Here is a 22,899-nt window from a genome sequence, read left to right as displayed (position 1 = left end):
CCGAGGTAATCAAATGGGATATGGAGCAGTTGAGATGTTGCGCAAGGCTTTGATGCCGGTGCTTATCACGTGTTGCGGCTTTGCGGCCACAGCAGAAACCGTAGTGATTGCCGCTCTCGGGGATTCTTTGACTCAAGGGTACGGCCTGCCCGAGCAAGACGGATTTGTCCCGCAGCTGGATCGTTGGTTGAAAGATCACGGAGCGGATGTGCGCCTGATCAATGCGGGTGTATCCGGGGACACCACCGCCGGAGGGGCGGCACGTGTGGACTGGACACTGACGCCCGACGTGGATGGGATGATCGTTGCATTGGGCGGGAACGATCTGTTGCGAGGGCTTGATCCGGCAGTTGCACGCGCAAATCTTGAGACGATCCTGAAAGCAGCAGATGGCGCTGAGGTCGCCGTGTTGTTGGTCGGAATGCAGGCGCCGGGGAATTATGGCCCAGATTACAAAGCCGCATTTGATGCGATCTACCCCGATCTGGCGGATCGATATCAGACTGGATATGCGCCAAGTTTTTTCACAGGTTTGACTGCGGCAGGAAACCCCGAAGAAGTACGGGAACACATGCAGGCAGATGGCATCCATCCCAACGCCAGTGGTGTGGCCCTCATCGTTGAAGACCTTGGACCAAAGGTTTTGGAACTTGTGAAATCAGCAGAAGATTGATCAGACGACCGTCACAACTGTTCCAATCGGCACCCGCTGGTACAGGTCGATGACATGCGTGTTCAGCATGCGTATACATCCGTTCGAGGCTGCACGGCCTATGGTCTGCGGCTGAGTGGTCCCGTGAATTCGGAAATAAGTGTCAACGCCGTTCTGGAACAGATAAAGCGCCCGTGCACCTAACGGATTGCCGTCACCGCCAGGCTGCACATAGTCGTTATCCTTGAAACGAGCATATGTAATTGGCTCACGCTCGATCATTTCATTGGTGGGGCGCCAGGTGGGCCACTCCTTTTTGACGTCTATGGTCGCTGTTCCGGTGAACTCCAGCCCGGCTTTGCCCACCCCGCACCCGTAACGGATTGCCTTGCGAGGTTCTGTTACGAAGTACAGATAGAACGAGCGTGGAACCACCAGAAGCTGGCCTGGCAGGAATTGCTTTTTGATTCGAACAAATTGAGGAGTGGGGTCGTATTCGACGGCTTTCTTTGCCGACGCGGCGGTCGAAACAAGGCTTGCTGCTGCTGTTGCAGTCAGGAATGTACGGCGTGTCAACATATCAGCTCTCTTCAATACAACAGAAAAATCATGACCATAGTGTCCGGATGATATCCGATCCGGTCAATCGTCGGGTAAGAGTAACTGAATTGTGATGTAATCGCCGGGACACACTTATACAGGTGGTCGCTCAGGCACAAATAGAAAAGGGCAGAGGAAAACCCTGCCCTTACAGCGGCTTACGCCAGCTGGATGTCGTCGGCGCTTTCGCGACCGTCACGACCCGAGCGCAGCTCGTACGTGACTTTCTGGTTGTCGGCCAGACCGGTCAGGCCCGAGCGTTCGACGGCCGAGATGTGAACGAAGATGTCTTTGCCGCCATCTTCGGGTGCAATAAAGCCGTAGCCTTTGGTGGTGTTGAACCATTTTACGGTGCCTGAAGGCATATCCGTGTTCTCCTTATCTAGTGCTGCCCACGGAGTTGCGACAGCCTGGCGTCGTCGTCTGTATCGATAGACTGAACGCCGTAGAAGGAGACAGTGGGTCGAAATAGAAAAACGGTAGCACTCTGAGTATGCCAGTTCAGACGAGATGTGACAAGCCGGATTTGCAATCCTGAACAACTGAAACTAGCGCCAGGCATCAGAATCTACGCATCAGAATATCCTGAAACAATCTATACAATGTATGTGGTTAGCTGAATTTTTTTGGATTCGCGAGCGCCCGGAAGAACGTCACGCGCCAGACCGTCCGAGGATCACTTTGCGAGCGGCAATTTGCCCACGATCTCGTTCATTTCGGGCGAGGCCACAAAACATCTGGGAAGCTGGGAAATCACTTCGTCAATCGGATCGTAGATTTGGCTCGCGGCCTTTCGCAGATCTTCCGGAATATCTTTTTCAGCCCGTTCACGCCGCGGAGCCGGTACAAATTTCAATCCGGTAAATTCAGAGATTTCGTCCTGATATTCCCACAACGCATCGTAGTGAACGCACAATACCGGGATGTCGTCATAAGTGACCCATTCCTTGATCTGCCGTGCCTGTTGCAGCACATCACGTTCGAAAAGCTCGTCATATGTGCCCGTCGCATGCAGATTGTAGAAGTGCTTTTTTATCCACTCAGGGCCATAGCCTTCCATCGCTGTGTAGACTGAAAAGGTAGAGTCCTTTGTCGAGCCAAAGCAAAAGACGACTCGGGTATCTTTTGACCAGTTTGACAAAACCTGCGGAAAATCATGCGTCTTGTAAAGAAACGGCGCCTGGAAGGTGGCGTCGTCCAACCGAGACACGAAACTGGCCTGACCCGAGAGGTTTGGGTCCAGCCTTTCCAGTGCATCGCGCAGCGCATGGTAGGTCATGGTGCTGCCCGACCGGCCATTGCTTGCGACGATCACACAGTAATCTGTCTTGTACATTTGCCGGATGCGCTTGCGCAGCGGTGCGCTGATTTTCAGCGCGCTACGTTGCCATTTTTCCAACCGTCTTTTGAGCTTCCGTCTCATCGCGCAAACTTCTTATGCTTCAACCGCTTCGGCTCCAGCGCGTCTGGTCCCAGTCGGCGTTTCTTGTCCTCTTCGTAATCCTCGAAGTTGCCCTCGAACCATTCGACATGGGCGTCACCCTCAAACGCCAGGATATGCGTGCAGATCCGGTCGAGGAAGAAGCGGTCGTGGCTGATGACCACGGCGCAGCCGGCGAAATCGACCAGCGCGTCTTCCAGGGCGCGCAGGGTTTCGACGTCCAAATCGTTGGTCGGTTCATCGAGCAGCAGGACGTTGCCGCCCTCTTTCAGCAGGCGGGCCATGTGGACTCGGTTGCGCTCGCCCCCTGACAGCAAGGAGACCTTTTTCTGCTGGTCGCCGCCCTTGAAGTTGAAGGAGGAGCAATAGGCGCGGGAATTGACCTGTGCGTCACCCAGTTGGATGATCTCGGCCCCGCCGGTGATCGCCTCCCATACGGTGTCGTTGTCCTTGAGGTCGTCGCGGGACTGGTCGACATAGGACAGTTCAACCGTGTCGCCAAGCGTGATGGTGCCTGCGTCGGGCTGCTCTTGACTAGTAAGCATCTTGAACAGGGTAGATTTACCGGCGCCGTTGGGCCCGATGACGCCGACAATTCCGCCGGGGGGCAGGGTAAAGTCCAGCCCTTCGATCAGTTGCTTATCGCCCATGTGTTTGGACAGGCCTTCGACCTCGATCACCTTACCGCCAAGGCGCTGGCCGTTGGGGATGACGATCTGTGCGCGGGTCAGCTTTTCGCGCTCGGACTGTTCCGCCAAATCATTATAGGCGTTGATCCGGGCTTTGGATTTGGCCTGACGGGCCTTCTGGCCTTGGCGCATCCAGTCCAACTCGCGTTGCAGGGTCTTCTGCTTAGACTTGTCCTCGCGGGCTTCCTGCTCCAGCCTCTTGGCCTTTTGTTCCAGCCACGCGGAATAGTTGCCCTCATACGGCAGACCACGACCTCGGTCGAGTTCGAGGATCCAGCCCGTGATGCTGTCGAGGAAATAGCGGTCGTGAGTGACGATCAGGATGGTGCCTTTGTAATCGATCAGGTGCTGTTGCAGCCAGGCGATTGTTTCGGCATCCAGGTGGTTGGTCGGCTCGTCGAGCAGTAGCATGTCGGGCGCTTCGAGCAGCAATTTGCACAGCGCGACGCGGCGTTTTTCACCGCCTGAGAGGTTGGCGATATTGGCATCGTCTGGCGGGCAGCGCAGCGCCTCCATCGAAACGTCGATCTGGCTGTCGAGATCCCAGAGGTTCTGGCTGTCGATCTCGTCCTGCAGCTTGGCCATCTCATCCGCGGTTTCGTCTGAGTAGTTCATCGCCAGTTCGTTATAGCGGTCGAGGATCGCCTTTTTCTCGGCCACGCCTAGCATGACGTTTTCGCGCACGCTGAGGCTTTCGTCCAGCTTCGGTTCCTGCGGTAGGTAACCGACTTTGGCGCCTTCGGCCGCCCAAGCCTCACCCGTGAAATCCTTGTCGAGGCCGGCCATGATCTTCATCAGGGTCGATTTGCCCGCGCCGTTGACACCGACGACACCGATTTTCACGCCGGGCAGAAAGCTCAGGTGGATGTTTTCAAAGCACTTCTTGCCACCGGGATAGGTCTTGGAGACACCCTGCATGTGGTAGACATATTGATAGGCGGCCATGTCGCGTCCTTTGGGTCGGAGGAATTTGGTTGGACGGTGTGATAGCGGATGCGTGGGGTGGGGGCAATAAGCGTATGGTAAGACAACAATTCGGTTAGATGTCCGAGTTGCGATCTTGAGTGTTTGGTTAGAAGGTGCCTATGCTTGAGGTATTTGATCACTAGGAGAATTTTTATGGCAGAGCTATCTCTTAGCTTCGGTTTTCATCCAAATCAGTTGGAAATAGACGCTGGCGATCTAAACATAAGAACAGCACCAGATCATGAGTCTATTGTTGCAGATTTCCGGAGTGTCGAGGTGATCGAAAGCGATTGGGTTTACGCACCACCACAAAGGGCTAGGGATTTTATAACTGGCGCAGTGCGTGACAAACCCTATTCCGCCCGTGTCTTCAGGTTGCCCAAAACACACACGATCAGTCATCGTAGGGCAGACGACGAGGATCATCTTGTATTTCATCTTTGGAGCCTGTCCCTTTTTACCGGCCTGCGTCTGACTGCTACAGAGGCTGGATTCCTAGATGCGACTCCGGTTAAGCCCGGGAAATTAGTAGACTTCACTCCATTCTCCGATGATTTGTCACAGAGTATTGATCTCACCGAACGTTTCTGGACTGACAACCGGAGAAACCCTCGCCAGTCTCATCGCTTTGAAGCCGCCGTTCACGCCCTTTTCTTGGCACAGTATCCACCCGCGCTGCAATTTGAACGGTTTCTGTATCTATATGCCGCTCTTGACGCTTGTTATGCACTCGCCACCGAAATACAGCCACCGAATGCCAGAATAGCGCATGCGAAACGTGCTGAGTGGCTATGTCAGTTATTTGACATGAATGTTCCGGAATGGGCAGATTCGAGTAACTCAGGGGGCGCAGAGATTGCCGCAATCCGAAATGATGCGGTGCACGAAGCCCTATATATGGATCAGCCGCTCGGGTTCGGTTTGCATGGTATCAATTCCAATCAGAATCTAACGCTTGAGCTACAAGCGCTCATTTGTCGCTTTCTCGTCGCTTTGATTGGGGGTTCTAACACAAGCTACGTGAAATCACCTGTCGATACGCGGTCAATCTGCAGATTGAGCCTAACGTAACCGATCTATTGAACCCAGGAAGGCCGCCGAATTAAGTGTCTTATTGTGAAGCAATTCAAATAAGAAAGCCCCTCCATGTCCCTGAAAAATCTCATAGCGGGCTGGGCGCAGTCGGGGAGGATTGCGTGGATTGGTCTGCGGTCGGCGCGGAGGGTGGACATGGTCTCGGTCGACGAAGCCATGATTATAGGCGAGGGGCTGCAGGGTGATCATAGCCGCCCGGGAAAGCGGGCAGTGACCTTGATCCAGCAAGAGCATCTGTCGGCGATAGGCTCTTATCTCGGGCGGGGGCCGGTTGCACCCGAAATCCTGCGGCGCAATCTGGTGGTTTCGGGGGTCAATCTGTCAGCGCTCAAGGGGCGAGAGGTGCAGCTGGGCGAGGCCATCCTGCGTTTTACCGTCATCTGCGCGCCGTGCAGCCGGATGGAGGAGGCCTTTGGCAAAGGCGGCTATTCCGCCGTGCGCGGGCATGGGGGCTGGTGCGCCGAGGTCGTGCGGCCCGGGCGGGTTCGTTTGGGCAGCGCTGTGCAACCTGTTGATTGACAACCCCGCCGAGTTCTGAACATCAGCAAGAGATGCAGCGTAGCTCTATCCCATATGTACGGCCCGGGCAGGTCGTGGGGTTGTTCGGGGGGTCATTTGATCCGCCGCATAAGGGCCATGTGCATGTGACACTCGAGGCAATGAAGGCCTTTGGGCTGGATCGGGTGTGGTGGCTGGTCTCTCCGGGCAATCCGTTGAAAGAGCGCGGGCCTGCGCCATTGGCGCGGCGGGTGAAGGCAGCGCAAGCTGTGATGCAGCATCCACGTGTCGAGGTGACGGATATCGAGGCCCAGACCGGCACACGCGCCACGGCGGATACTGTCGCCGCCCTACAGAAGCTTTATCCGCAGGTCAGGTTTGTCTGGCTGATGGGCGCGGATAACCTGGCGCAATTCCATAAGTGGAAGGATTGGCAGTCGATTGTTGAAACCGTACCGGTTGGCGTTGTTGCCCGTCCCGGAGACCGCATCTCTGCACGTATGTCCCCGGCGGCGCGTCGCTATGCCAAATACCGCATCGACGGGCAGGCGCGGCATTTACTCGGCCGGGCACAGGCCCCGGCGTGGTGTTTTGTGAATGTGCCGATGCTGGATGTCAGTTCGACCCAGTTGCGCATTCAGGGGGTTTGGGGCAACAAGGTGTTGCCTGAATAGCCCCTGTGGGCCCATAATTCGGATCTCAGGTTGTTTGCCTGTGATCTCTGGGATTTTAATTAACCCATGAATGATCGTTATTCGCGACGAGGATTTATTGCTGGGCTGGGCGCGGCCCTGATGCCTGTAGCCGTTATGGCTGAGGCACCGCTTACATCATTGAGGCCTCAGATTCGTGATGAGCCGATCGTAGGTGTTGTGCGCTTGGTCGAAGCCGCGAACCTGCGCGGCGAAGTCGCCTTTGCTGTAGCCGACGCTGATACAGGCACGGTGCTTGAAGCCTATGGTGGCGACCGGGGTTTGCCACCGGCAAGTGTTGGCAAGGCCCTGACCGCGCTTTACGCGCTGAATGTGTTGGGTGCTGACTACAGGTTCGAAACTGCGTTGGTCGCTGAGGGGCCCATAGAAAACGGCATTTTGAACGGCGATCTTGTTCTTGTTGGCGGTGGTGATCCTTTGCTGGATACGGATGCGCTGGCCACGATGGCGGCAAACTTGCGCGAGGCCGGAATCACCGAGGTTCGCGGCGCGTTCAAAGTTTATGATGGCGCGTTGCCTTACGTGTTCAGCATTGATCCGGGGCAGCCAGATCATTTGGGGTACAGCCCTGCGATCAGCGGCATTTCTCTGAATTTCAATCGCGTGCATTTCGAGTGGAAAAAGCAGGGCGCCAGCTATGACGTGACCATGGATGCCCGAAGCACGCGCTATACGCCTGCAGTGGAAGTGGCGTCCATGAAGGTCGAGGGCCGCAATCTGCCGATCTATACCTACGAAGCCAGCGCCCGTCAGGACCGGTGGACTGTTGCCAAAGGCGCGTTGGGTAGCGATGGGGCGCGGTGGCTGCCTGTCCGCAAGCCCGCGCTTTATGCAGGTGACGTTTTCAGAACATTGGCCCGATCCAACGGAATTGTGCTGGGGCGGACGCAGGTCACGCGGCAGATGCCGAATGGAACCCCTTTGGTCATTCATCAAAGCGACCCGCTCGAGAGCATATTGCAGGGCATGCTGAAATACTCGACCAATCTCACTGCCGAGATGGTGGGGCTCGCTGCCTCGAGGGCGCGTGGTACGCGACCGCAGACTTTGGCGGAGTCAGCCGCCGAGATGAACAGATGGGCCACAGAGACCTATGGTGTGACCGGGGTTGCGATGGTCGATCATTCAGGGCTTGGGGGCGATTCACGCGTAGCGCCCGAGGACTTGGTGGTCGCGCTGCTGGCGGCGCAGAAAGCCGGAGACCTCCGGCCTTTGCTGAAGAAATTTACCCTTGCCGACAGTCAGGGGCGGCCGGTCAAGGATCATCCGATCAGAGTGAATGCGAAAACCGGAACCCTGAACTTTGTCTCGGGCCTGGGTGGGTTCATAACCTCACCGGATGGGGCAGAGCTGGCCTTTGCGATATTCACGGCCGACATAGAACATCGCGCAACGATCCCCCGAGCGTATCGTGAACGGCCCGAAGGCGGGCGGAGCTGGAATAACAGGTCGCGCAAATTGCAGCGCGCACTGATCGAAAGGTGGGGGAAGCTGGCCGGCAGCAGCTGATGTCAGGTCGTGTGCCGTGCCCGTGCGCCGCGCTCGATGGCAGCGGCATGCAAACGGTCGATGTCCAACTCGTAACGGATTTCCTCGAGCAGCCGCAATTCGGATTCTGCCAGCGTACCATCTGCAGCCGCAACATCACATGCAAGCGCATAGGAGGTTTCGTTCAGGCGTTCGGGCAGGTTGTCGCGAATCAGTCCAAACAGGGCATCCAGACCATCTTCTTGTTCAAACAGATCGAAGACGATCTGGGAAACGCGATACATCCGGTCGATGTCATATTCTGCAAAGACAGGCAGCATGTTGACCGCGCCCTCGATTTTGACCAGCTCGGCGGTGCGGATGGTCTCATCTGATGCAGAGATCGCAACCATAATCGCCACGAGGCAATCTTGAGGAGACATCGGGTGTGGCACTTGGTTGGTCATAGGGGTGTCCTGATTGAACTGTTCTGATCCCGCACGATAGGTGGGGCAGGGAATAGGTTCAACGGATTTTGGAGCGATAGATCAAAGAATGGGCAAAGGGCCACGTGTTTTCGTCTGCCGCAGTACAAAATTGCTGCGAGTGTCGCGGACTAACCCCGATTTCAACAGCCTTTGCATGATGAACGCCTCAAGATCTTCGGGTGTTTTCGAATAGACTTTCAGAATGAAGTCATGATCCCCGGTGATTGAGGCGCACTCGACAATCTGAGCCTCGGTCTCAACCAGCCGCAAAAACGAAGTGATGCTGTCTTCCTGATGATCGCGCAGCGCAACATGAACATAGGCTATTGCGTTCAGGCCGACGGATTTGGCGGGCACACGAGCGGTATAGCCTGCCACAACCCCGGCAGCTTCGAGATCGCGAACCCGCCGCCAACATTGCGAGGCAGACAGGCCGGTACGATCCGCGAGCTCTTGCATAGACAGACGGCCATCGGTCTGAAGCTCTTGCAGGATGGCGATATCCGCGTTTTGAAGCATTTGCGTCATATCTTTTGAGTTTGTGAAATGTTTCGTTCATATTGTATGATCCTGAAAAACATTCAAATGAAATTTTTCACGATGGCTGGCTATGCTCTTTTCAGGAGGAGCTTCCATGCCAAAGTCGACAAAATACGTCGCCAAGGTGGCCAATGCCGATGGTCACATCACATATACCGACGAAGAGGATGCTGTCTGGGCTGATCTTTATGCCGCTCAGCAAGAGAACATACAGCGCTATATGGCGCGTGATTATCTTGAGGGGCTGGACCGGCTGGAGCTTCCGAAAACCCGTGTTCCATCATGCGCTGATATTTCTGAGAGACTTCTGGATATGACAGGCTGGAAAGTGCAGCCTGTACCCGCGCTGATCGGGTTCAAGACCTTCTTTGGCATGTTGGCCGACCGGGTTTTCCCGGCCGCCTCGTTTATCCGGTCCCGCGAGGATTTCGATTATATCGAGGAACCGGACATCTTTCATGAAATTTTCGGCCATACTCCGTTGTTGAGCGATCCGCGATTTGCCGCTTTCAGTCACGCTATCGGATTGGCGGGGGTGCAGGCCGGTGAAAAGGACTATGCTTGGCTGATCCGGCTGTATTGGTTTTCGATCGAATTTGGCCTGCGGAGGCAAGACGGCGCGATCAAGGCGTTGGGATCGGGGCTTGCCTCATCCCCGACCGAACTTGTCTACGCGGTGGAAAGCGAAATACCCGACCGGGATCCCTTTGACGTTCTGACGATCCTGCGCACGCCCTACCGGATTGATATGCACCAGATGGGCTATTTCGTGCTGGACGACCCCGAGGAACTGTTTGCTGCCGCCGATCGGGATTTGCTGGCGGATGTGCATAAGGCGCAATCACTGGGCCTGTTGCCGAATAAGTTTCCCGAAAAGGCAACAGCGGCGGAGTAAGCTGGACATGACCACATCAGAACAAACCTGCACCCTATCGGATCGGACCTGTGCCCCTTGTTCCGGCGGCATTCCAGCTTTGAACCGTGATGCGGCAAGCGCGCATCTGGCTCAGTTGACCCCGGACTGGTCGCTGGATGCGGATGCAAAAACTCTCAGCCGTCATTTCAAATTCAAAGGCTTTGCCAAGGCGACCTATCTGGCAAACCTTTGCGCCTGGCTGGCCGATCAGCAAGGGCATCATCCCGACATCAGATTTGGATGGGGATATGTGGATGTTCAGCTGACGACCCACGAAATTGACGGCCTTAGTGAGAATGATTTCATCTGGGCGGCCAAGTTGGATCAGTTAGTCGTCTGAGGCCAGTTTCCAGACAGGAAAAACAGCTTGCTTTATTGACTCATGCTGCACCGGCACAATAGGAGGGGTCGGTCGGCGGCAAACGAAAGCCGACGCTGTTTTCCCGATGGAGCTTAAAGAAAATGTCTGAACTGCGTGAAACCGCGATGTCGTCCAAGGCTTGGCCTTTTGAAGAGGCGCGCCGGTTGCTCAAACGCTATCAGAAAGGGGCTCCGGACAAGGGGTATGTGTTGTTCGAGACGGGCTATGGCCCGTCCGGCTTGCCGCATATCGGGACATTTGGCGAGGTGGCGCGGACCACCATGGTCAAGCGTGCGTTTGAGGCGCTGTCGGATATTCCGACCAAGCTGATCTGTTTCTCGGACGATTTGGACGGTATGCGCAAAGTGCCCGGCAACGTGCCGAATCCCGAAGCGCTTGAAGAGCATTTGCAGCGTCCTCTGACTTCGGTCCCTGATCCGTTCGGCGAATACCCAAGCTTTGGCGAATACAACAACGCAATGTTGCGCCGGTTCCTCGACACTTTTGGGTTCGAGTATGATTTCTATTCGGCGCGCGACTTTTATCGCTCGGGTCAGTTTGACGAGATTCTGAAGCGGGCGGTCGACAACTATGATGCCGTAATGGCCATCATGTTGAAAAGCCTGCGAGAAGAGCGGCAGCAGACCTATTCGATCTTCCTGCCGATCCACCCCGAAACAGGTCGGGTTCTGTACGTGCCGATGAAAAAGGTCTGCGCCGAGACCTATACCGTCACCTTTGATGACGACGACGGCAAGGAATGGACGCTGCCAGTCACGGGGGGCAACGTAAAGCTGCAGTGGAAGCCGGATTTCGGTGCGCGCTGGGCCGCTCTGGGCGTCGATTTTGAAATGTACGGCAAGGAACATGCCACCAACGAAAAGATCTATGACGCGATCTGCCGGGCGTTGGGTGGCCGTGCGCCAGAGCATTTCAGTTATGAGCTGTTTTTGGATGAGAACGGTCAGAAGATTTCGAAATCTTCGGGCAATGGCGTCTCGATCGACGAATGGCTGACCTATGCACCGACTGAGAGTCTTGCGTATTTTATGTATCAAAAGCCTAAGACCGCCAAGCGGATGCATTTTGATGTGATCCCCAAGGCCTATGATGAATATCATCAGCAACTGCGGGCCTATCCGGGGCAGGAGCTGAAGGCGCAGTTGAACAATCCGGTGTGGCATATCCACGGCGGGGAGGTTCCTGAATCGACCCTGATGGTGCCGTTTGCGATGCTGTTGAATCTGGCGTCGGTTTCGGGGGCTGAAGACAAAGAGGCGCTGTGGGGGTTCATCCGCCGCTATGCGCCTGAGGCCACGGCTGAGACGCATCCTGATCTGGATCAGGCGGCGGGCTTTGCGGTCCGCTACTTTAACGATTTCGTCAAGCCCACCCGCCAGCACCGGGCGCCGACGGATCAAGAGCGCGAAGCGCTGGAGGCGTTGAAAGCAGAGCTGGCGGCATATGACGGACCGATCGAGGATGAGGCGCTGCAATCGGTGGTCTACTCTGTCGGGCGCGAGCGGTTTGACCCTATGCGGGGCTGGTTCACCGCGCTCTACGAGGTGTTGTTGGGCGCATCCCAGGGGCCGCGATTTGGCGGGTTTATCGCGCTTTACGGCGTGCCGGAAACCATTGCGCTGATAGACAAGGCGCTGGCTGGAGAGCTGGTCTGATTTGACCTGATCGCGTGTGGGGCTATCCTTCGATCAGGAGGTGGCCCCATGCGTCGTTTATTGCTTGCTGTATCTTTGAGTGCCGGACTGGCATCAGGAGCCTTTGCCCAAAACGCCGAGATCGAGGCGAATATCGCGGGGCAGATACAGGCATTCAAGGCGGATGATTTCGCAACCGCCTTTACCTTTGCCAGCCCCACCATCCAGCGCCTGTTCGGAACGCCCGAGAATTTCGGGGTCATGGTCCGGCGTGGCTATCCAATGGTCTGGCGACCTGCGGATGTGCGGTTTCTGGAACTTCGCGAAATTTCAGGGGCGTTGTGGCAGAAGGTGATGATCACGGATGGCGACGGGCAGGTTCACATTCTGGACTATGAGATGATCCCTCAGGAAGAGGGCTGGAAAATCAATGGCGTGCAGCTTTTGGGCAATTCGGATCCGGCGGCGTAACGCAACACCACCGTCACGGTGATATGAACGGCGGTTAATTCCTTTTCGATACTCAGACTTTTGCGTTCGGGGTGCGTGGCCCTGGGCACTGGGTTTATGCGCACGGCGACTGACCGCAGCGCGATTGGGAAAGGGATTTCTATGAATAAGGCAATCACTGACGGCATCGTATTCATGCCGCCTGTTTTCGCATCCGGTCTGAACGTGTGGTCGAGCGGCGATGGTACTCCGGGTTCGCCAACCTATGACGGATCGGGGAACGGCGTATATGTCCCGGCCGATGCGGATTTTGGCGGATGTCTGGAAATCCTGAAGGTAAACGCAACACAACAGCTGCGCTATATGGGCCAGACACCGCTGCTGCCGGGATGCTACTTGCAGATCAAAGCTCGGGTAAAAGCGATTAGCGGCCCCTTGCCCGAAGTTCGTATCGCCGCCTGGGCGGGCGGGGCAGGTGATGTTCAGGTGCCGGGCGTGGTCGAACAGGGCCCGGAAACACAGCTGTCCGGGTACGGCACCGTGCATGAAATCACTGCGATTGTGGGCGCGGGGCAACGGACGGGTGTGGATATGCCTTGGGGTGTTTCCACCCTGTACGGGCATTTCGGGCTGGATATTGAAGGCACCAACGGCGCTGTGGTCCGGATCGACGATATCGAGATTACGGATGTCACCAATGTGTTCCTGCGCGACATGATCTCTCTGGTCGATATCCGTGATTTCGGGGCGGTCGGTGATGGTGTAGCGGATGACACAGCAGCGTTTGTCGCCGCTGATCAGGCAGCGAATGGACGACGTGTCTTTGTCTCGGATGGCACCTACCTGTTGACGGAAAACACGACGATCTCGTCTGAGATTGAATTTGAGGGCATGGTCACAATGCCCGATGACAAGATGCTCTTGCTGACGAAGAACTTTAACCTGCCGGCCTATATCACGGCCTTCGGCGCCGAGGACCTGGCATTCAAAAAGGCCTTTCAGGCTTTGCTGAACAACTCGGATCATGAATCGCTGGATCTGGGCGGGCGCAAGATTTCGGTGAGTGAGCCGATTGACATGGCAGCGGCGGTTCCGAACAAACAAACAGGGTTTTCGACACGCCGGATCATCCGCAATGGCCAGTTCGATGTTCAAAGCAGTTCGGCCTGGGGCACCGAGACATTCACATCTCTGGCAACCTACAGCCCATCGGACCCAACGCGTTTGACCAATGTTGCGAATGTTGCCAACATTCCTGTCGGCGCGCTGGTGCAGGGCAGCGGCGTTGGCCGCGAGATCTATGTCCGGTCCAAGGATGAGGGGGCGGGAGAGATCACTTTGAACGCGCCGATCTATAACGCATCCGGGACGCAGACATTTACCTTTTTGTCTTTCAAATATCTGCTTGATTTCAGCGGTTTCAGCACGTTGCGCAAGTTCGGAATGGAAGAGATCGAGTTTCAATGCAATGGCCGCTGTAGCGCAATCCGCCTTGCGCCGTCAGGCAGCACATTTGCCATAACGAACTGTTTTATCAGCCGACCTTTGGATCGCGGTATCACCTCGATCGGTACAGGGTGTCAGGGCATGTTGGTCGATAATTGTCAGTTCCTGTCTTCTGAAGAGTCCTTTGACGTCTCGGATCGCAAGTCGATTGCGTTGAACTCAACGGCCAATGACATCAAGTTGCGCCACAATCGCGCGGTTCGTTTCCTGCATTTTGCGGTGCTGGCAGGGACCAACAACATGGTCTTGGGTAACCATTTTTTCCAGGGAGACAGCATCGCTCAGGGGGTGAGCTCGGCCGGTTTGGTCATGATCGGAACTTACAACAGCTCGACCATCGCCGAGAACTATGTCGATAACTGTTTTGTCGAATGGACAAATGAGCGGGATTCAGACCCAGTTTACACCGCTGGCTTCTCATTCAGCGCCATGAGCATTACCGACAATATCTTCTACTCGAACGAGGTCGCGCCCTGGTTCAGCAGCATTGTCATTCGTCCCTATGGCGCCGGGCATTTCCTGAACGGCGTCGTCGTGACGGGAAACAAATTCCGGTCCATCAACGGAGGGATCGACCGGGCCGAACGCGTGGACACGACATTCGCTGGTCTGAACAACACAGCCCATTTGAACGTGACGTTTGAAAACAATACGTTCCATGGTGTCACTGCTAAAACCGCAAATCCACTGAGGGTACGGCACGCACAGAACACAGCTGCAACGGCGTGGACGGTGTCTTCTGAGGATCGGTTGCCCTTTGGTGGCAAGGCGCGCAGTTGTGACTCGGTTACCGTTCTGGGACCTTTGAAGACAGCGCTTGGGTCAACAAAATATTCGCACCCCTATGTCCTGCTGGAGCACGGGGTGGATGGATCTGATATCCAGTTACGCTGGCCTGAGGGTCTGAAGGGCGAGGTTTCAGCAATCCTGAGGATGGAGCGCTGACGGTGCGGGCGTCTGCCGGAATTAATGTAGGAACGGATTGGACTTAGAATTCGTTCCACAAAGCCAGTTTGATGCCCGTGTTTTTGCGGGCATCATTTCTTTCCACCCCCAGAACCCAGGTAGTAGAACTGTCTTTGGTTCGGATCATGACCGAGGGGCGTGCCTTCCAATATATCGAGTGCCCAGACCTGTAGGCCGTTTCGATTTGGATTAGGGGATTGATCAACCTGTCCGATGAAAGCCCTGTTGTCAGGTCGAGCTTTCGATAGATGTCATCATGTGTTCGGTTTTCGATGGCGGCATCAATCGCGATCCAACCGCTTCCCAAGGCGCTCTGGAATCCTTTGCCGTAAGACAGCGTCACTTTGTACTGTGCCCAGGCCCGTTCATGTTTGTGATATGCACCGGCACCAAATTCAGCAGCGAACCGACCCCATTGGCCCAAATCCGCTACTGGGACACGGGCAAAGATGAGTGCATGGCCATAGAGGTCTTGGTTTTGTTCGAAATCAAAGCCGACCGTCAGGTTCTGGCTGTATCCCCATTCCGCATAGAGAGAGGTTTTATAGTCGTACCCATCCTCAGGGAGTCGAAAAGCTGTCAGTGAGGCGGCTGTGAATGCTGCATCCTTTTCTCGCAGCCATGCACCTGACCAGGCAGGAGAGGCCATCAGCAACAGGTGCAATATCAGGGCAATGCGATACATGCTTGCAGCTTCCGTCAGCATGGTTAACGGAGTGTTAGTGTTTTGTTTATTTTTCGAATTGAAAAGAGCGCGCCTAGGCCAAAAGGAAACACAAGACCTTTCAGAATCCTGTGTTAGGTTTGAGACAGACAAGGGAGTTTCAAGATGCCAAAGATTTCCAAAAACGCTACTGTGCAGACCGTAATCACAACATTTGAAATGACGCCTGGCACCTGCCAGGATCTGCTTGAGGCGTTGACGGATGCCTATGCCAGCTTCATCTCAAAGCAACCTGGATTTGTTGCAGCGGGATTGCACGTGAACGACGCCCAGACCCGGATTGCCAATTATTCGCAATGGGAGCGTCGCGAGGATTTTCTGGCCATGCTGCGTACGTCAGAAATGCGTGATAGAAACCGTAAAATCAACGAGTTGTGCAAGAGTTTTGAACCCGTCATGTACGATGTTGCGGAAACCTTCAACTGATCCTGACCTGGATCAAGGTCACGCGTCTGGTAATCGACCAGTATACTTGAGCAACCAAGGAGGCGCGTGCCATGTATCACAATATTCTTGTACCAATATCATTCGACGACGCGCGTGATATGCCGTCCGCATTGAAACTGGCGCAACTGTTGGCGGCACCCGAGTCACAGGTCACGCTGCTGCACGTGGTCGAACATATACCGGCCTATGCCAGCGCTTATATGCCGGTCGGGTATCTGGACGATGCGCGCAAGGCCGTTCAGGCCGAGTTGGATGCGCTGGCGGAAAATATTTCGGGCGCCCGCGGAGTCGTTGTCGAGGGGCATTCCGGTCGGACGATCCTTGACTGGGCCGACGTGAATAAGCCGGATCTGATCATCATCGCGTCTCATCGACCAGGTATGCAGGATTTGCTTTTGGGCTCCACCGCTACCCATGTTGTCCGCCACGCTGCATGCTCAGTGCACGTGGTGCGTTAGGTCTCTGCCAGATCACAAGCGAGCAGCCAAGAAATTGGCCGGTCTGTCTTGTTTGCTTGGCCCAGGTTCGTAGAGCGTCCTGCATCGTGACAGAGTTTCACAGATATGTTTGTCCCTTAGGTATCGGCATCCCACGGATACTGGTGTATTGATCGGGAATGCAGCCAGAAAAGACCACTCCCAAGGCGCTGTTCACGGATCCGAAATCGGCCAAACGTGTTCAACGCGCCGAAGCTCTGCGCCGGCGCGCATTGTCACCGGTGCGGATTCTGCTGATGGTCCTCATGTTGCCGCTGACGACAGGCATCATTGCCCTGAGCGTCTGGTTGCGCACTTCAGAATTCGAGCGTGATGAGGCGGTTTTACATCTTGTTGCCCTTGCCGGATGTGGTGCTGCGCTCTCGGTTCTTCCTGGTCCGTTTCTGGAGGGCGAGCCGGGCTATCACCTGCAAAACGATCCCGATCAGGATGGTGTGGCCTGTGGAGTGATTGCCCCGAATGCAGAACAAAGCGCTGCCCCTCAAAAACGCGTTGGCAATGCCAAATTCGTGAGGCCTTGACAGGTGGGTAAGGACTTCGGAACAAAGAGGCAAAGCCGATGACGCGAGCAGAGTTCAACAGTTTCTGCGCGGGCCTGAAGGCCAGCTCTCATGTGGTTCAATGGGGCAACGCAGACGTGTGGAAAGTGGGGGGCAAGGTGTTTGCGATCTGCGGCTGGAACGACGGTCAGGACGCCTTCACCTTCAAAGCCACTGAACTGGCCTTTGAGGTGTTGAGCGACGAACCCGGAATTCGCCCTGCGCCATATCTGGCCTCGCGCGGGATGAAATGGCTGCAGGTCTATGAGGACCGCGGGATGAGCGACACGTCGCTGCGCGAGCATATCGTGACGTCCTATGATCTGGTCGTGGCCAAGCTGACCAAGAAGATGCGGGCGGAACTGGGCGTATAGGAATAGGTCATCCCATCCGCCACCCAGCCCATTTCACCTTTACTCACTTGCGCCAATAGTTGTTCGCTGCCGCCACGGTCTGGTAATTTGTCGCCACGACATGCGACACCATAGTCAGGCTGTCCGCATCGTTTTCGTAGATCGGCCTCAGGCGCTGACGAATCTCGTCATTGGGCTGCGTCTTCTTAACCGCCATCCGTGATAGTTTGATTGCCAGGTCAAATCCCTCCTCGGGTGTCTCGGTGATGAGCGTTGGTAGCCAGGACATGTGTTGCCTCCTATATCGTGCACAATAATATCGAGCACGATATAAACTGCCTTGTGAGCGTGGGTCAATGAATTATATCGTGCACGATATAAGCGAGCGAAGGTGCTGCCGTGACAGATTCTCCGACCCAACCGAAGACCGACGAGATGTTTTGCCATGCGGTCTATACGTCATGGCATGTGATCAACCGCGCTTATAAGAGACACCTCGGCCCGCTAGGGCTGACCTATCCGCAATACATCACCCTGACTCTGCTGTGGCAGAGAGACCGGCGAAATGTCAGTGAGTTGGCCAACGCGTTGTCGATGGAAACCAGCACGCTGACTCCGCTGCTGAAACGCCTTGAGGCCGACGGGCTTGTCGACCGAACCCGTAGCAAAGAGGACGAACGCCAGGTTGTTGTTTCTCTGACCGGGGCGGGATCGGCCTTGCGGTCTGTGGCGCATGAGATCACCGCCTGCATGATCGCCGATACCGGGCTGGACGAACCTGACCTAGACCGCCTTTTGAATACGCTGGAGAAGCTGAAAGCCAGCTTGTCACAGGCCGGCAATTAGCACAGGCCGCAAACACGGTGAACAGCGCTTTGGTAGTTCGGGTTCGATCTGGCTGCGGCTGTGGAATCACAATATGTGAATTCAGATGTCGAGCCTTCCGCACTGGGCAGCAACTCTGGCGTGTCAGTGGCCCAAATACAGTGAGGCGTATGGTTGAAAATGGCCACAAATCACGCGTATCAATGTGAGATTTCGGGCTGCCGTGCTAGGTTGCGTGCGGCGGGGTCGTTCCGACCGCGCCACATGGCGATATCGCCGGACGAGGGAGGAAGATCATGTTTGCACGTATTACTCAATTCAAGATGAAGCCCGGCACGCGTGAGGCGGCGACGGCGAAAATGAACGCATTGAAATCAGAAATCATGGGCATGCCCGGCATGCACAGCTTTACCAATGTGATGAACGAGGACGGGTCTGGCTATGTGATCTCGGTCGTTGAAAGCGAGGCGACCTCGAACTCAAACGCACCCAAAGTGGCCGAGCTGTGGGGCCATTTCGCCGAGTTCATGGAAAGCCCGCCGACCCCCGTCGGCTATGACGTGGTCGCGCACTGGGATAAGGGGTAACGGTTTGGGCGGGGACATCCCCGCCCCTTTTGTCCGAGGGCACGTGCCCGACCTTCGGCCAGCGCAAAGCGCGTGCCCTTCACCCGGTGAAAGGCGCATTGGACCTAATGCGTGCCGGGCAGGGTACACGAGTTCGTCATGGCAACCGTTTGGCCTCACAATTTGTGATTTCAAACGTGGAGGAGTGCGCGCTGGGCTGCAAGTTTGAAGTGTCTGTAAATTCCATCACGCGCTCGCTCAAAACTAGCTTTGCGAGCGGTAAATGACCCGGGCGAAAGCAATAGCGATCAGGCTCAACAGCTCGCGTGCAAAAAGCAGTAGGAGAAAACCTACCAAAACATATGGAGCGCGCGGATGGGCCCAATAACCGGGTTCAAAGAATGTGAGTAGCAATGAAAAAAGCAGAAAGAGAAGCTTCCCTTTGGTGCCGTTGGTGAAGACGCTACCGAAGCGGACCCCTTCATAGTCGCGCAAACAGGGGCCAACTCTGCCCCGGAGACGACATATGATCGAAGGCGGACTCAACGATCAGCTTACTTTAAGAGCAAGTTTGAGGTCCTCGATTGCCCCTATCTGAGATCGGGAAAGCTGGTCTCCGGCCAACGGCGTCAACACTTCCTGCAAACGGTCCCAAGATTGCCCAGAGCCAATTTTTCTCAGACGACGCCCCAGTCTTGGTACCGCATCGCTGGGGCCGTTGCACTGTGTCATCAACCAGCGGCCAAGAACTTCCATTTCCTTTGCTTCTTCCTCAGAACAGCGCAGTTTCGTGCGCAAAAGAACGTGGAGCTGTTGACGTTGCTCAGAAGTGGGCAGGTCATCCAGCTCAATAAAAGCCTGCGATATTGCACAGATTGCAATGCGATCATCGTCGATCCCCTCGACAGGATGGGCGTTGGCGACACTTCGAAAAGCCAGTCTTCTGGGCGCATTCCTGATGGTTGTCGCAACGTCTTGCGCCGTGTTGAGCGCTTCTCTCGGGTTGTTGCGAATCCACCACCATATTGCGCCGCCAATAGCGGTCAGGATGAGAATAACAATCGGCAAATCAATGATCTCCAGAAGTTCAATTGGCGACGATCATCTATCGGTTTTTGTCGTATTGCAACTTTCAGTTGCGGGCATGCCTACCGCTTCCTCCGCTTCACATTCCCACCCCTTTGCCCCGGCTTGCCAGCCGTTGACCGTCCACGCGATTTCACCGCGTCTTCCGAGGCTTTCTCGACCGCCCATTGGCGCGCCATGGGGTCGTCGGCGATGGCCAGATCGACTGCTTCCAGGCGTTTGATCTCGTCCCTAATATTGGCGGCCTCTTCGAATTCCAGATTCTCGGCAGCTTTGCGCATCTTGTCGCGCAGCCCGTCCAGATGCGCCTCAAGATTCGCGCCGTGCATCGGTTTGTCGATGGTGGCGGTGACGCGGTTCATGTCGACGTCGCCTTTGTAGAGACCGGCCAGAACGTCCTCGACATTTTTCTTCACCGTTGCGGGTGTGATGCCGTGTTCCTCGTTATAGGCCATCTGCTTGGCGCGGCGGCGGTTGGTCTCGTTCAGGGCGCGCTCCATGGAACCGGTGATCTTGTCGGCATACATGATCACCCGCCCGTCGGCGTTGCGCGCGGCGCGGCCAATGGTCTGGACCAGTGAGGTTTCGGATCGCAGGAAGCCTTCTTTGTCGGCGTCCAGAATGGCGACCAGCCCACATTCAGGGATGTCGAGCCCCTCGCGCAGCAGGTTGATACCGATCAGCACGTCGAACGCGCCCAGACGCAGGTCGCGCAGAATCTCGATGCGTTCCAGTGTGTCGATATCCGAGTGCATGTAACGGACCCTGATGCCCTGTTCGTGCATGTATTCGGTCAAATCCTCGGCCATGCGTTTGGTCAACGTTGTGACCAGCGTGCGATAACCGTCGGCGGCGACCTTGCGCACCTCGTCCAGCAGATCGTCGACCTGCATGCCGACAGGGCGGATTTCGACCTCGGGGTCCAAGAGCCCGGTGGGGCGGATCACCTGTTCGGTGAAGACACCGCCGGTCTGTTCAATCTCCCACTTGGCCGGGGTTGCCGAGACAAAGACGGATTGCGGGCGCATGGCGTCCCATTCCTCAAACTTGAGGGGGCGGTTGTCCATGCAGGAGGGCAGGCGGAACCCGTGTTCGGCCAGCGTGAATTTGCGTCGATAGTCGCCCCGGTACATGCCGCCGATCTGCGGCACGCTGACATGGGATTCGTCAGCAAACACGATGGCATTGTCGGGGATGAACTCGAATAGGGTTGGCGGCGGCTCACCCGGTGCGCGGCCGGTCAAATAGCGTGAGTAGTTTTCGATCCCGTTGCAGACGCCAGTGGCCTCAAGCATTTCCAGATCGAAGTTGGTGCGCTGTTCCAGCCGTTGGGCTTCCAGCAGCTTGCCCTCGCCGACCAGCTGGTCCAGCCGGATACGTAGTTCCTTTTTAATGCCGATGATCGCTTGGTTCATTGTTGGCTTCGGCGTCACGTAGTGCGAGTTGGCGTAAACCCGCACCTGTTCCATATTCGCGGCGCGTTCACCGGTCAGCGGGTCGAACTCGGTGATGGTTTCCAATTCCTCACCGAAGAACGAGAATTTCCAAGCGCGATCTTCAAGGTGGGCGGGCCAGATTTCCAGGCTGTCACCCCGCACCCGGAACGAGCCCCGCTGGAAGGCCTGATCATTTCGGCGGTATTGCTGGGCGACCAGATCGGCCATGATCTGGCGCTGGTTGTATTCACCGCCGACCTTCAGGTCCTGCGTCATCGCCCCATAGGTTTCGACCGAGCCGATACCGTAGATGCACGACACTGAGGCGACGATGATTACGTCATCGCGTTCCAACAGCGCGCGCGTGGCCGAGTGGCGCATCCGGTCGATCTGTTCGTTGATCTGGGATTCTTTCTCGATATAGGTGTCGCTGCGCGCGACATAGGCCTCGGGTTGGTAGTAGTCGTAGTAAGACACGAAATACTCGACCGAGTTTTCCGGGAAGAAACCTTTGAACTCACCATAGAGCTGCGCCGCCAGTGTCTTGTTGGGCGCAAGGATGATGGCGGGTCGCTGGGTTTCCTCGATCACTTTGGCCATTGTGAAGGTCTTGCCCGTCCCGGTCGCGCCCAGCAGGACCTGTTCTCTTTCGCCGTCGAAGATACCGTTGGTCAGCTCTTTGATCGCGGTGGGCTGGTCGCCTGCCGGTGAGAACTCGGTATGCATGACGAATTCTTTACCGCCTTCCAGTTTCAGGCGGGCGCGGACGTCATCAGCAGTCAGCTGAGTCTTGTCGGAATGGGCGTAAGGCATGGGCAGGCTCCGGGTCAGGCCCCTACATTTGTTCTTATTTTGTCCAACTGCAAGACCTGATCCGATCTAGAAACGGCAGTTTCAGTAATACGCAAACCGATGATCCGGAATTTGATCCGAACGCACCTTTTCTTCAAGCGCTTTCAGGTTGTCACCCAGGACACGCCCCATCATCGCTTTCAGCACAGTCTGCCCTATCAGCCATCCCAATGGGCCAAACTTCATTTGATAATCTATGCTCCAGACTACTCTGGATTGGTTGTTGGCAAGGGGTTCAACGGCGATTGCTGCATGTGCTTGGGTCAGAGGCATTGCAGACATCTCAGACAAGCGGACACGGTAGCCCCGGTTGATTTGCCAATCCGTGACTTCTTCGACCAGAGACGTCCCATTTTCAAAATGGCATCGTCGTTTCGATCCCACCCCATCCGCACCTTGTGTTAGCGCATCTACTGATGTCACCTGCGGGGCGAAATCGTCGATATGCATGAACCGGCTCAAAATGGCCCAGATATCTTCGGGTCGGGTATCAATGTCGAGGCTGCGTTCGTGGTGGATCATCTTGCTGTCCTTGTTGTGGCGTTTGAATGATTATACCATTCCCCTAATG

The 22,899-nt window shown here is 55.8% G+C and carries 27 protein-coding genes; 16 read left to right on the top strand and 11 right to left on the bottom strand.

The genetic code is table 11. The annotated features are described in order from the left end of the window. Positions 1-13: 13 nt before the first annotated feature. Positions 14-673, top strand: coding sequence for an arylesterase (locus tag AC2FFF_RS05835; protein ID WP_425595584.1), 660 nt, complete (start codon positions 14-16; stop codon positions 671-673). Here AC2FFF_RS05835 and AC2FFF_RS05830 read toward each other — a convergent pair whose 3' ends face one another. From AC2FFF_RS05830 to ettA, 4 genes are all read right to left on the bottom strand, one after another. Next, positions 674-1,231, bottom strand: coding sequence for a L,D-transpeptidase (locus tag AC2FFF_RS05830; protein WP_142635628.1), 558 nt, complete (start codon positions 1,229-1,231; stop codon positions 674-676). Positions 1,232-1,410: 179 nt separating this feature from the next. Next, complete coding sequence (locus tag AC2FFF_RS05825; RefSeq protein WP_142635630.1) at positions 1,411-1,617, bottom strand: cold-shock protein; 207 nt, start codon at positions 1,615-1,617, stop codon at positions 1,411-1,413. Positions 1,618-1,928: 311 nt separating this feature from the next. Beyond that, positions 1,929-2,675, bottom strand: a complete 747-nt coding sequence (locus AC2FFF_RS05820; protein ID WP_142635632.1) for a hypothetical protein — start codon at positions 2,673-2,675, stop codon at positions 1,929-1,931. Next, positions 2,672-4,327, bottom strand: a complete 1,656-nt coding sequence (gene ettA, locus AC2FFF_RS05815; RefSeq protein ID WP_281972503.1) for an energy-dependent translational throttle protein EttA — start codon at positions 4,325-4,327, stop codon at positions 2,672-2,674. The genes AC2FFF_RS05820 and ettA overlap by 4 nt, the downstream gene beginning before the upstream one ends. A 174-nt stretch (positions 4,328-4,501) precedes the next feature. On the opposite strand from ettA, the gene AC2FFF_RS05810 reads away from it, so the two are divergent. The 4 genes from AC2FFF_RS05810 to dacB all read left to right on the top strand — a co-directional run bounded on the left by AC2FFF_RS05810 (position 4,502) and on the right by dacB (position 8,163). Continuing rightward, positions 4,502-5,419: a hypothetical protein gene (locus tag AC2FFF_RS05810; protein ID WP_281972502.1), complete on the top strand. Its 918-nt coding sequence runs from the start codon at positions 4,502-4,504 to the stop codon at positions 5,417-5,419. Between the two features lie 75 nt (positions 5,420-5,494). Next, entirely contained in the window at positions 5,495-5,962 is a 468-nt protein-coding gene (locus AC2FFF_RS05805; protein ID WP_281972501.1) for an MOSC domain-containing protein, read from the top strand. A 32-nt stretch (positions 5,963-5,994) separates the two neighbouring features. Then, entirely contained in the window at positions 5,995-6,615 is a 621-nt protein-coding gene (locus AC2FFF_RS05800) for a nicotinate-nucleotide adenylyltransferase (protein ID WP_281972500.1), read from the top strand. Between the two features lie 66 nt (positions 6,616-6,681). Continuing rightward, positions 6,682-8,163, top strand: a complete 1,482-nt coding sequence (gene dacB / locus AC2FFF_RS05795) for a D-alanyl-D-alanine carboxypeptidase/D-alanyl-D-alanine endopeptidase (protein WP_281972499.1) — start codon at positions 6,682-6,684, stop codon at positions 8,161-8,163. A gap of 2 nt (positions 8,164-8,165) precedes the next feature. Here dacB and AC2FFF_RS05790 read toward each other — a convergent pair whose 3' ends face one another. Both AC2FFF_RS05790 and AC2FFF_RS05785 read right to left on the bottom strand, forming a co-directional pair. Next, positions 8,166-8,588 carry a tellurite resistance TerB family protein gene (locus tag AC2FFF_RS05790; protein WP_142635642.1) on the bottom strand — a complete coding sequence of 141 codons (423 nt, stop codon included), beginning with the start codon at positions 8,586-8,588 and terminating at the stop codon, positions 8,166-8,168. A gap of 81 nt (positions 8,589-8,669) precedes the next feature. After that, complete coding sequence (locus tag AC2FFF_RS05785) at positions 8,670-9,128, bottom strand: Lrp/AsnC family transcriptional regulator (RefSeq protein WP_142635958.1); 459 nt, start codon at positions 9,126-9,128, stop codon at positions 8,670-8,672. 115 nt (positions 9,129-9,243) lie between these two features. Here AC2FFF_RS05785 and phhA point away from each other — a divergent pair, with 115 nt between their 5' ends. The 5 genes from phhA (at position 9,244) to AC2FFF_RS05760 (ending at position 14,982) form a co-directional block, all read left to right on the top strand. Continuing rightward, a complete protein-coding gene (gene phhA, locus AC2FFF_RS05780; protein ID WP_271948329.1) occupies positions 9,244-10,044 on the top strand; it encodes a phenylalanine 4-monooxygenase in 801 nt (266 codons plus the stop codon). Positions 10,045-10,051: 7 nt separating this feature from the next. Beyond that, complete coding sequence (locus AC2FFF_RS05775) at positions 10,052-10,405, top strand: 4a-hydroxytetrahydrobiopterin dehydratase (protein ID WP_271948327.1); 354 nt, start codon at positions 10,052-10,054, stop codon at positions 10,403-10,405. A gap of 122 nt (positions 10,406-10,527) precedes the next feature. Then, positions 10,528-12,102: a lysine--tRNA ligase gene (locus AC2FFF_RS05770; protein WP_281972498.1), complete on the top strand. Its 1,575-nt coding sequence runs from the start codon at positions 10,528-10,530 to the stop codon at positions 12,100-12,102. Positions 12,103-12,150: 48 nt separating this feature from the next. Next, positions 12,151-12,552, top strand: coding sequence for a DUF4864 domain-containing protein (locus AC2FFF_RS05765; protein ID WP_271948323.1), 402 nt, complete (start codon positions 12,151-12,153; stop codon positions 12,550-12,552). A 141-nt stretch (positions 12,553-12,693) separates the two neighbouring features. Further along, entirely contained in the window at positions 12,694-14,982 is a 2,289-nt protein-coding gene (locus tag AC2FFF_RS05760) for a glycosyl hydrolase family 28-related protein (RefSeq protein WP_281972497.1), read from the top strand. A gap of 43 nt (positions 14,983-15,025) precedes the next feature. On the opposite strand, the gene AC2FFF_RS05755 is transcribed toward AC2FFF_RS05760, so the two are convergent. Further along, the gene (locus AC2FFF_RS05755; protein WP_246097186.1) at positions 15,026-15,709 is read right to left on the bottom strand and encodes a hypothetical protein; all 684 of its coding nucleotides are present in this window, start codon (positions 15,707-15,709) and stop codon (positions 15,026-15,028) included. Between the two features lie 123 nt (positions 15,710-15,832). Here AC2FFF_RS05755 and AC2FFF_RS05750 point away from each other — a divergent pair, with 123 nt between their 5' ends. The 4 genes from AC2FFF_RS05750 to AC2FFF_RS05735 all read left to right on the top strand — a co-directional run bounded on the left by AC2FFF_RS05750 (position 15,833) and on the right by AC2FFF_RS05735 (position 17,584). Further along, positions 15,833-16,153, top strand: coding sequence for an antibiotic biosynthesis monooxygenase family protein (locus tag AC2FFF_RS05750; protein ID WP_142635654.1), 321 nt, complete (start codon positions 15,833-15,835; stop codon positions 16,151-16,153). Positions 16,154-16,224: 71 nt separating this feature from the next. Then, positions 16,225-16,632 (top strand): universal stress protein, encoded by a 408-nt coding sequence (locus AC2FFF_RS05745; RefSeq protein WP_281972496.1) that lies wholly within the window; start codon positions 16,225-16,227, stop codon positions 16,630-16,632. 158 nt (positions 16,633-16,790) lie between these two features. Next, complete coding sequence (locus AC2FFF_RS05740) at positions 16,791-17,192, top strand: excalibur calcium-binding domain-containing protein (RefSeq protein WP_246097187.1); 402 nt, start codon at positions 16,791-16,793, stop codon at positions 17,190-17,192. Positions 17,193-17,230: 38 nt separating this feature from the next. Next, on the top strand, positions 17,231-17,584 hold the full coding sequence (locus AC2FFF_RS05735) for an MmcQ/YjbR family DNA-binding protein (protein ID WP_142635658.1): 354 nt from the start codon (positions 17,231-17,233) through the stop codon (positions 17,582-17,584). Between the two features lie 43 nt (positions 17,585-17,627). On the opposite strand, the gene AC2FFF_RS05730 is transcribed toward AC2FFF_RS05735, so the two are convergent. After that, on the bottom strand, positions 17,628-17,852 hold the full coding sequence (locus AC2FFF_RS05730) for a hexameric tyrosine-coordinated heme protein (RefSeq protein ID WP_142635660.1): 225 nt from the start codon (positions 17,850-17,852) through the stop codon (positions 17,628-17,630). A gap of 110 nt (positions 17,853-17,962) precedes the next feature. Here AC2FFF_RS05730 and AC2FFF_RS05725 point away from each other — a divergent pair, with 110 nt between their 5' ends. Both AC2FFF_RS05725 and AC2FFF_RS05720 read left to right on the top strand, forming a co-directional pair. Continuing rightward, positions 17,963-18,409: a MarR family winged helix-turn-helix transcriptional regulator gene (locus tag AC2FFF_RS05725; protein WP_281972495.1), complete on the top strand. Its 447-nt coding sequence runs from the start codon at positions 17,963-17,965 to the stop codon at positions 18,407-18,409. 275 nt (positions 18,410-18,684) lie between these two features. Next, positions 18,685-18,975, top strand: coding sequence for an antibiotic biosynthesis monooxygenase family protein (locus AC2FFF_RS05720; RefSeq protein WP_281972494.1), 291 nt, complete (start codon positions 18,685-18,687; stop codon positions 18,973-18,975). 528 nt (positions 18,976-19,503) lie between these two features. Here AC2FFF_RS05720 and AC2FFF_RS05715 read toward each other — a convergent pair. From AC2FFF_RS05715 to AC2FFF_RS05705, 3 genes are all read right to left on the bottom strand, one after another. Further along, positions 19,504-20,022, bottom strand: a complete 519-nt coding sequence (locus AC2FFF_RS05715) for a hypothetical protein (RefSeq protein WP_271948309.1) — start codon at positions 20,020-20,022, stop codon at positions 19,504-19,506. 80 nt (positions 20,023-20,102) lie between these two features. Further along, positions 20,103-22,289, bottom strand: a complete 2,187-nt coding sequence (gene uvrB, locus AC2FFF_RS05710) for an excinuclease ABC subunit UvrB (RefSeq protein ID WP_281972493.1) — start codon at positions 22,287-22,289, stop codon at positions 20,103-20,105. Between the two features lie 81 nt (positions 22,290-22,370). After that, positions 22,371-22,850 (bottom strand): SRPBCC family protein, encoded by a 480-nt coding sequence (locus AC2FFF_RS05705; protein ID WP_281972492.1) that lies wholly within the window; start codon positions 22,848-22,850, stop codon positions 22,371-22,373. Between the last annotated feature and the right edge of the window lie 49 nt (positions 22,851-22,899).

The organism is Ruegeria sp. YTSA226 (assembly GCF_059609905.1).
The sequence above is the reverse complement of the archived record's forward strand: the minus strand, read 5'-3'. Positions and strand labels throughout refer to the sequence as shown.

What these genes read in the sequence shown, in the direction of transcription:
- AC2FFF_RS05735 (WP_142635658.1), top strand. Translation starts at nt 17,231, where the DNA reads ATGACGCGAGCAGAGTTCAACAGTTTCTGCGCGGGCCTGAAGGCCAGC.
- AC2FFF_RS05835 (WP_425595584.1), top strand. Translation starts at nt 14, where the DNA reads ATGGGATATGGAGCAGTTGAGATGTTGCGCAAGGCTTTGATGCCGGTG.
- AC2FFF_RS05730 (WP_142635660.1), bottom strand. Translation starts at nt 17,852, where the DNA reads ATGTCCTGGCTACCAACGCTCATCACCGAGACACCCGAGGAGGGATTT.
- AC2FFF_RS05790 (WP_142635642.1), bottom strand. Translation starts at nt 8,588, where the DNA reads ATGACCAACCAAGTGCCACACCCGATGTCTCCTCAAGATTGCCTCGTG.
- ettA (WP_281972503.1), bottom strand. Translation starts at nt 4,327, where the DNA reads ATGGCCGCCTATCAATATGTCTACCACATGCAGGGTGTCTCCAAGACC.
- AC2FFF_RS05760 (WP_281972497.1), top strand. Translation starts at nt 12,694, where the DNA reads ATGAATAAGGCAATCACTGACGGCATCGTATTCATGCCGCCTGTTTTC.
- AC2FFF_RS05745 (WP_281972496.1), top strand. Translation starts at nt 16,225, where the DNA reads ATGTATCACAATATTCTTGTACCAATATCATTCGACGACGCGCGTGAT.
- AC2FFF_RS05775 (WP_271948327.1), top strand. Translation starts at nt 10,052, where the DNA reads ATGACCACATCAGAACAAACCTGCACCCTATCGGATCGGACCTGTGCC.
- uvrB (WP_281972493.1), bottom strand. Translation starts at nt 22,289, where the DNA reads ATGCCTTACGCCCATTCCGACAAGACTCAGCTGACTGCTGATGACGTC.
- AC2FFF_RS05785 (WP_142635958.1), bottom strand. Translation starts at nt 9,128, where the DNA reads ATGCTTCAAAACGCGGATATCGCCATCCTGCAAGAGCTTCAGACCGAT.
- AC2FFF_RS05755 (WP_246097186.1), bottom strand. Translation starts at nt 15,709, where the DNA reads ATGCTGACGGAAGCTGCAAGCATGTATCGCATTGCCCTGATATTGCAC.
- AC2FFF_RS05830 (WP_142635628.1), bottom strand. Translation starts at nt 1,231, where the DNA reads ATGTTGACACGCCGTACATTCCTGACTGCAACAGCAGCAGCAAGCCTT.
- AC2FFF_RS05810 (WP_281972502.1), top strand. Translation starts at nt 4,502, where the DNA reads ATGGCAGAGCTATCTCTTAGCTTCGGTTTTCATCCAAATCAGTTGGAA.
- AC2FFF_RS05765 (WP_271948323.1), top strand. Translation starts at nt 12,151, where the DNA reads ATGCGTCGTTTATTGCTTGCTGTATCTTTGAGTGCCGGACTGGCATCA.
- AC2FFF_RS05705 (WP_281972492.1), bottom strand. Translation starts at nt 22,850, where the DNA reads ATGATCCACCACGAACGCAGCCTCGACATTGATACCCGACCCGAAGAT.
- AC2FFF_RS05825 (WP_142635630.1), bottom strand. Translation starts at nt 1,617, where the DNA reads ATGCCTTCAGGCACCGTAAAATGGTTCAACACCACCAAAGGCTACGGC.
- AC2FFF_RS05740 (WP_246097187.1), top strand. Translation starts at nt 16,791, where the DNA reads ATGCAGCCAGAAAAGACCACTCCCAAGGCGCTGTTCACGGATCCGAAA.
- AC2FFF_RS05805 (WP_281972501.1), top strand. Translation starts at nt 5,495, where the DNA reads ATGTCCCTGAAAAATCTCATAGCGGGCTGGGCGCAGTCGGGGAGGATT.
- AC2FFF_RS05770 (WP_281972498.1), top strand. Translation starts at nt 10,528, where the DNA reads ATGTCTGAACTGCGTGAAACCGCGATGTCGTCCAAGGCTTGGCCTTTT.
- phhA (WP_271948329.1), top strand. Translation starts at nt 9,244, where the DNA reads ATGCCAAAGTCGACAAAATACGTCGCCAAGGTGGCCAATGCCGATGGT.
- AC2FFF_RS05800 (WP_281972500.1), top strand. Translation starts at nt 5,995, where the DNA reads ATGCAGCGTAGCTCTATCCCATATGTACGGCCCGGGCAGGTCGTGGGG.
- AC2FFF_RS05720 (WP_281972494.1), top strand. Translation starts at nt 18,685, where the DNA reads ATGTTTGCACGTATTACTCAATTCAAGATGAAGCCCGGCACGCGTGAG.
- AC2FFF_RS05820 (WP_142635632.1), bottom strand. Translation starts at nt 2,675, where the DNA reads ATGAGACGGAAGCTCAAAAGACGGTTGGAAAAATGGCAACGTAGCGCG.
- dacB (WP_281972499.1), top strand. Translation starts at nt 6,682, where the DNA reads ATGAATGATCGTTATTCGCGACGAGGATTTATTGCTGGGCTGGGCGCG.
- AC2FFF_RS05750 (WP_142635654.1), top strand. Translation starts at nt 15,833, where the DNA reads ATGCCAAAGATTTCCAAAAACGCTACTGTGCAGACCGTAATCACAACA.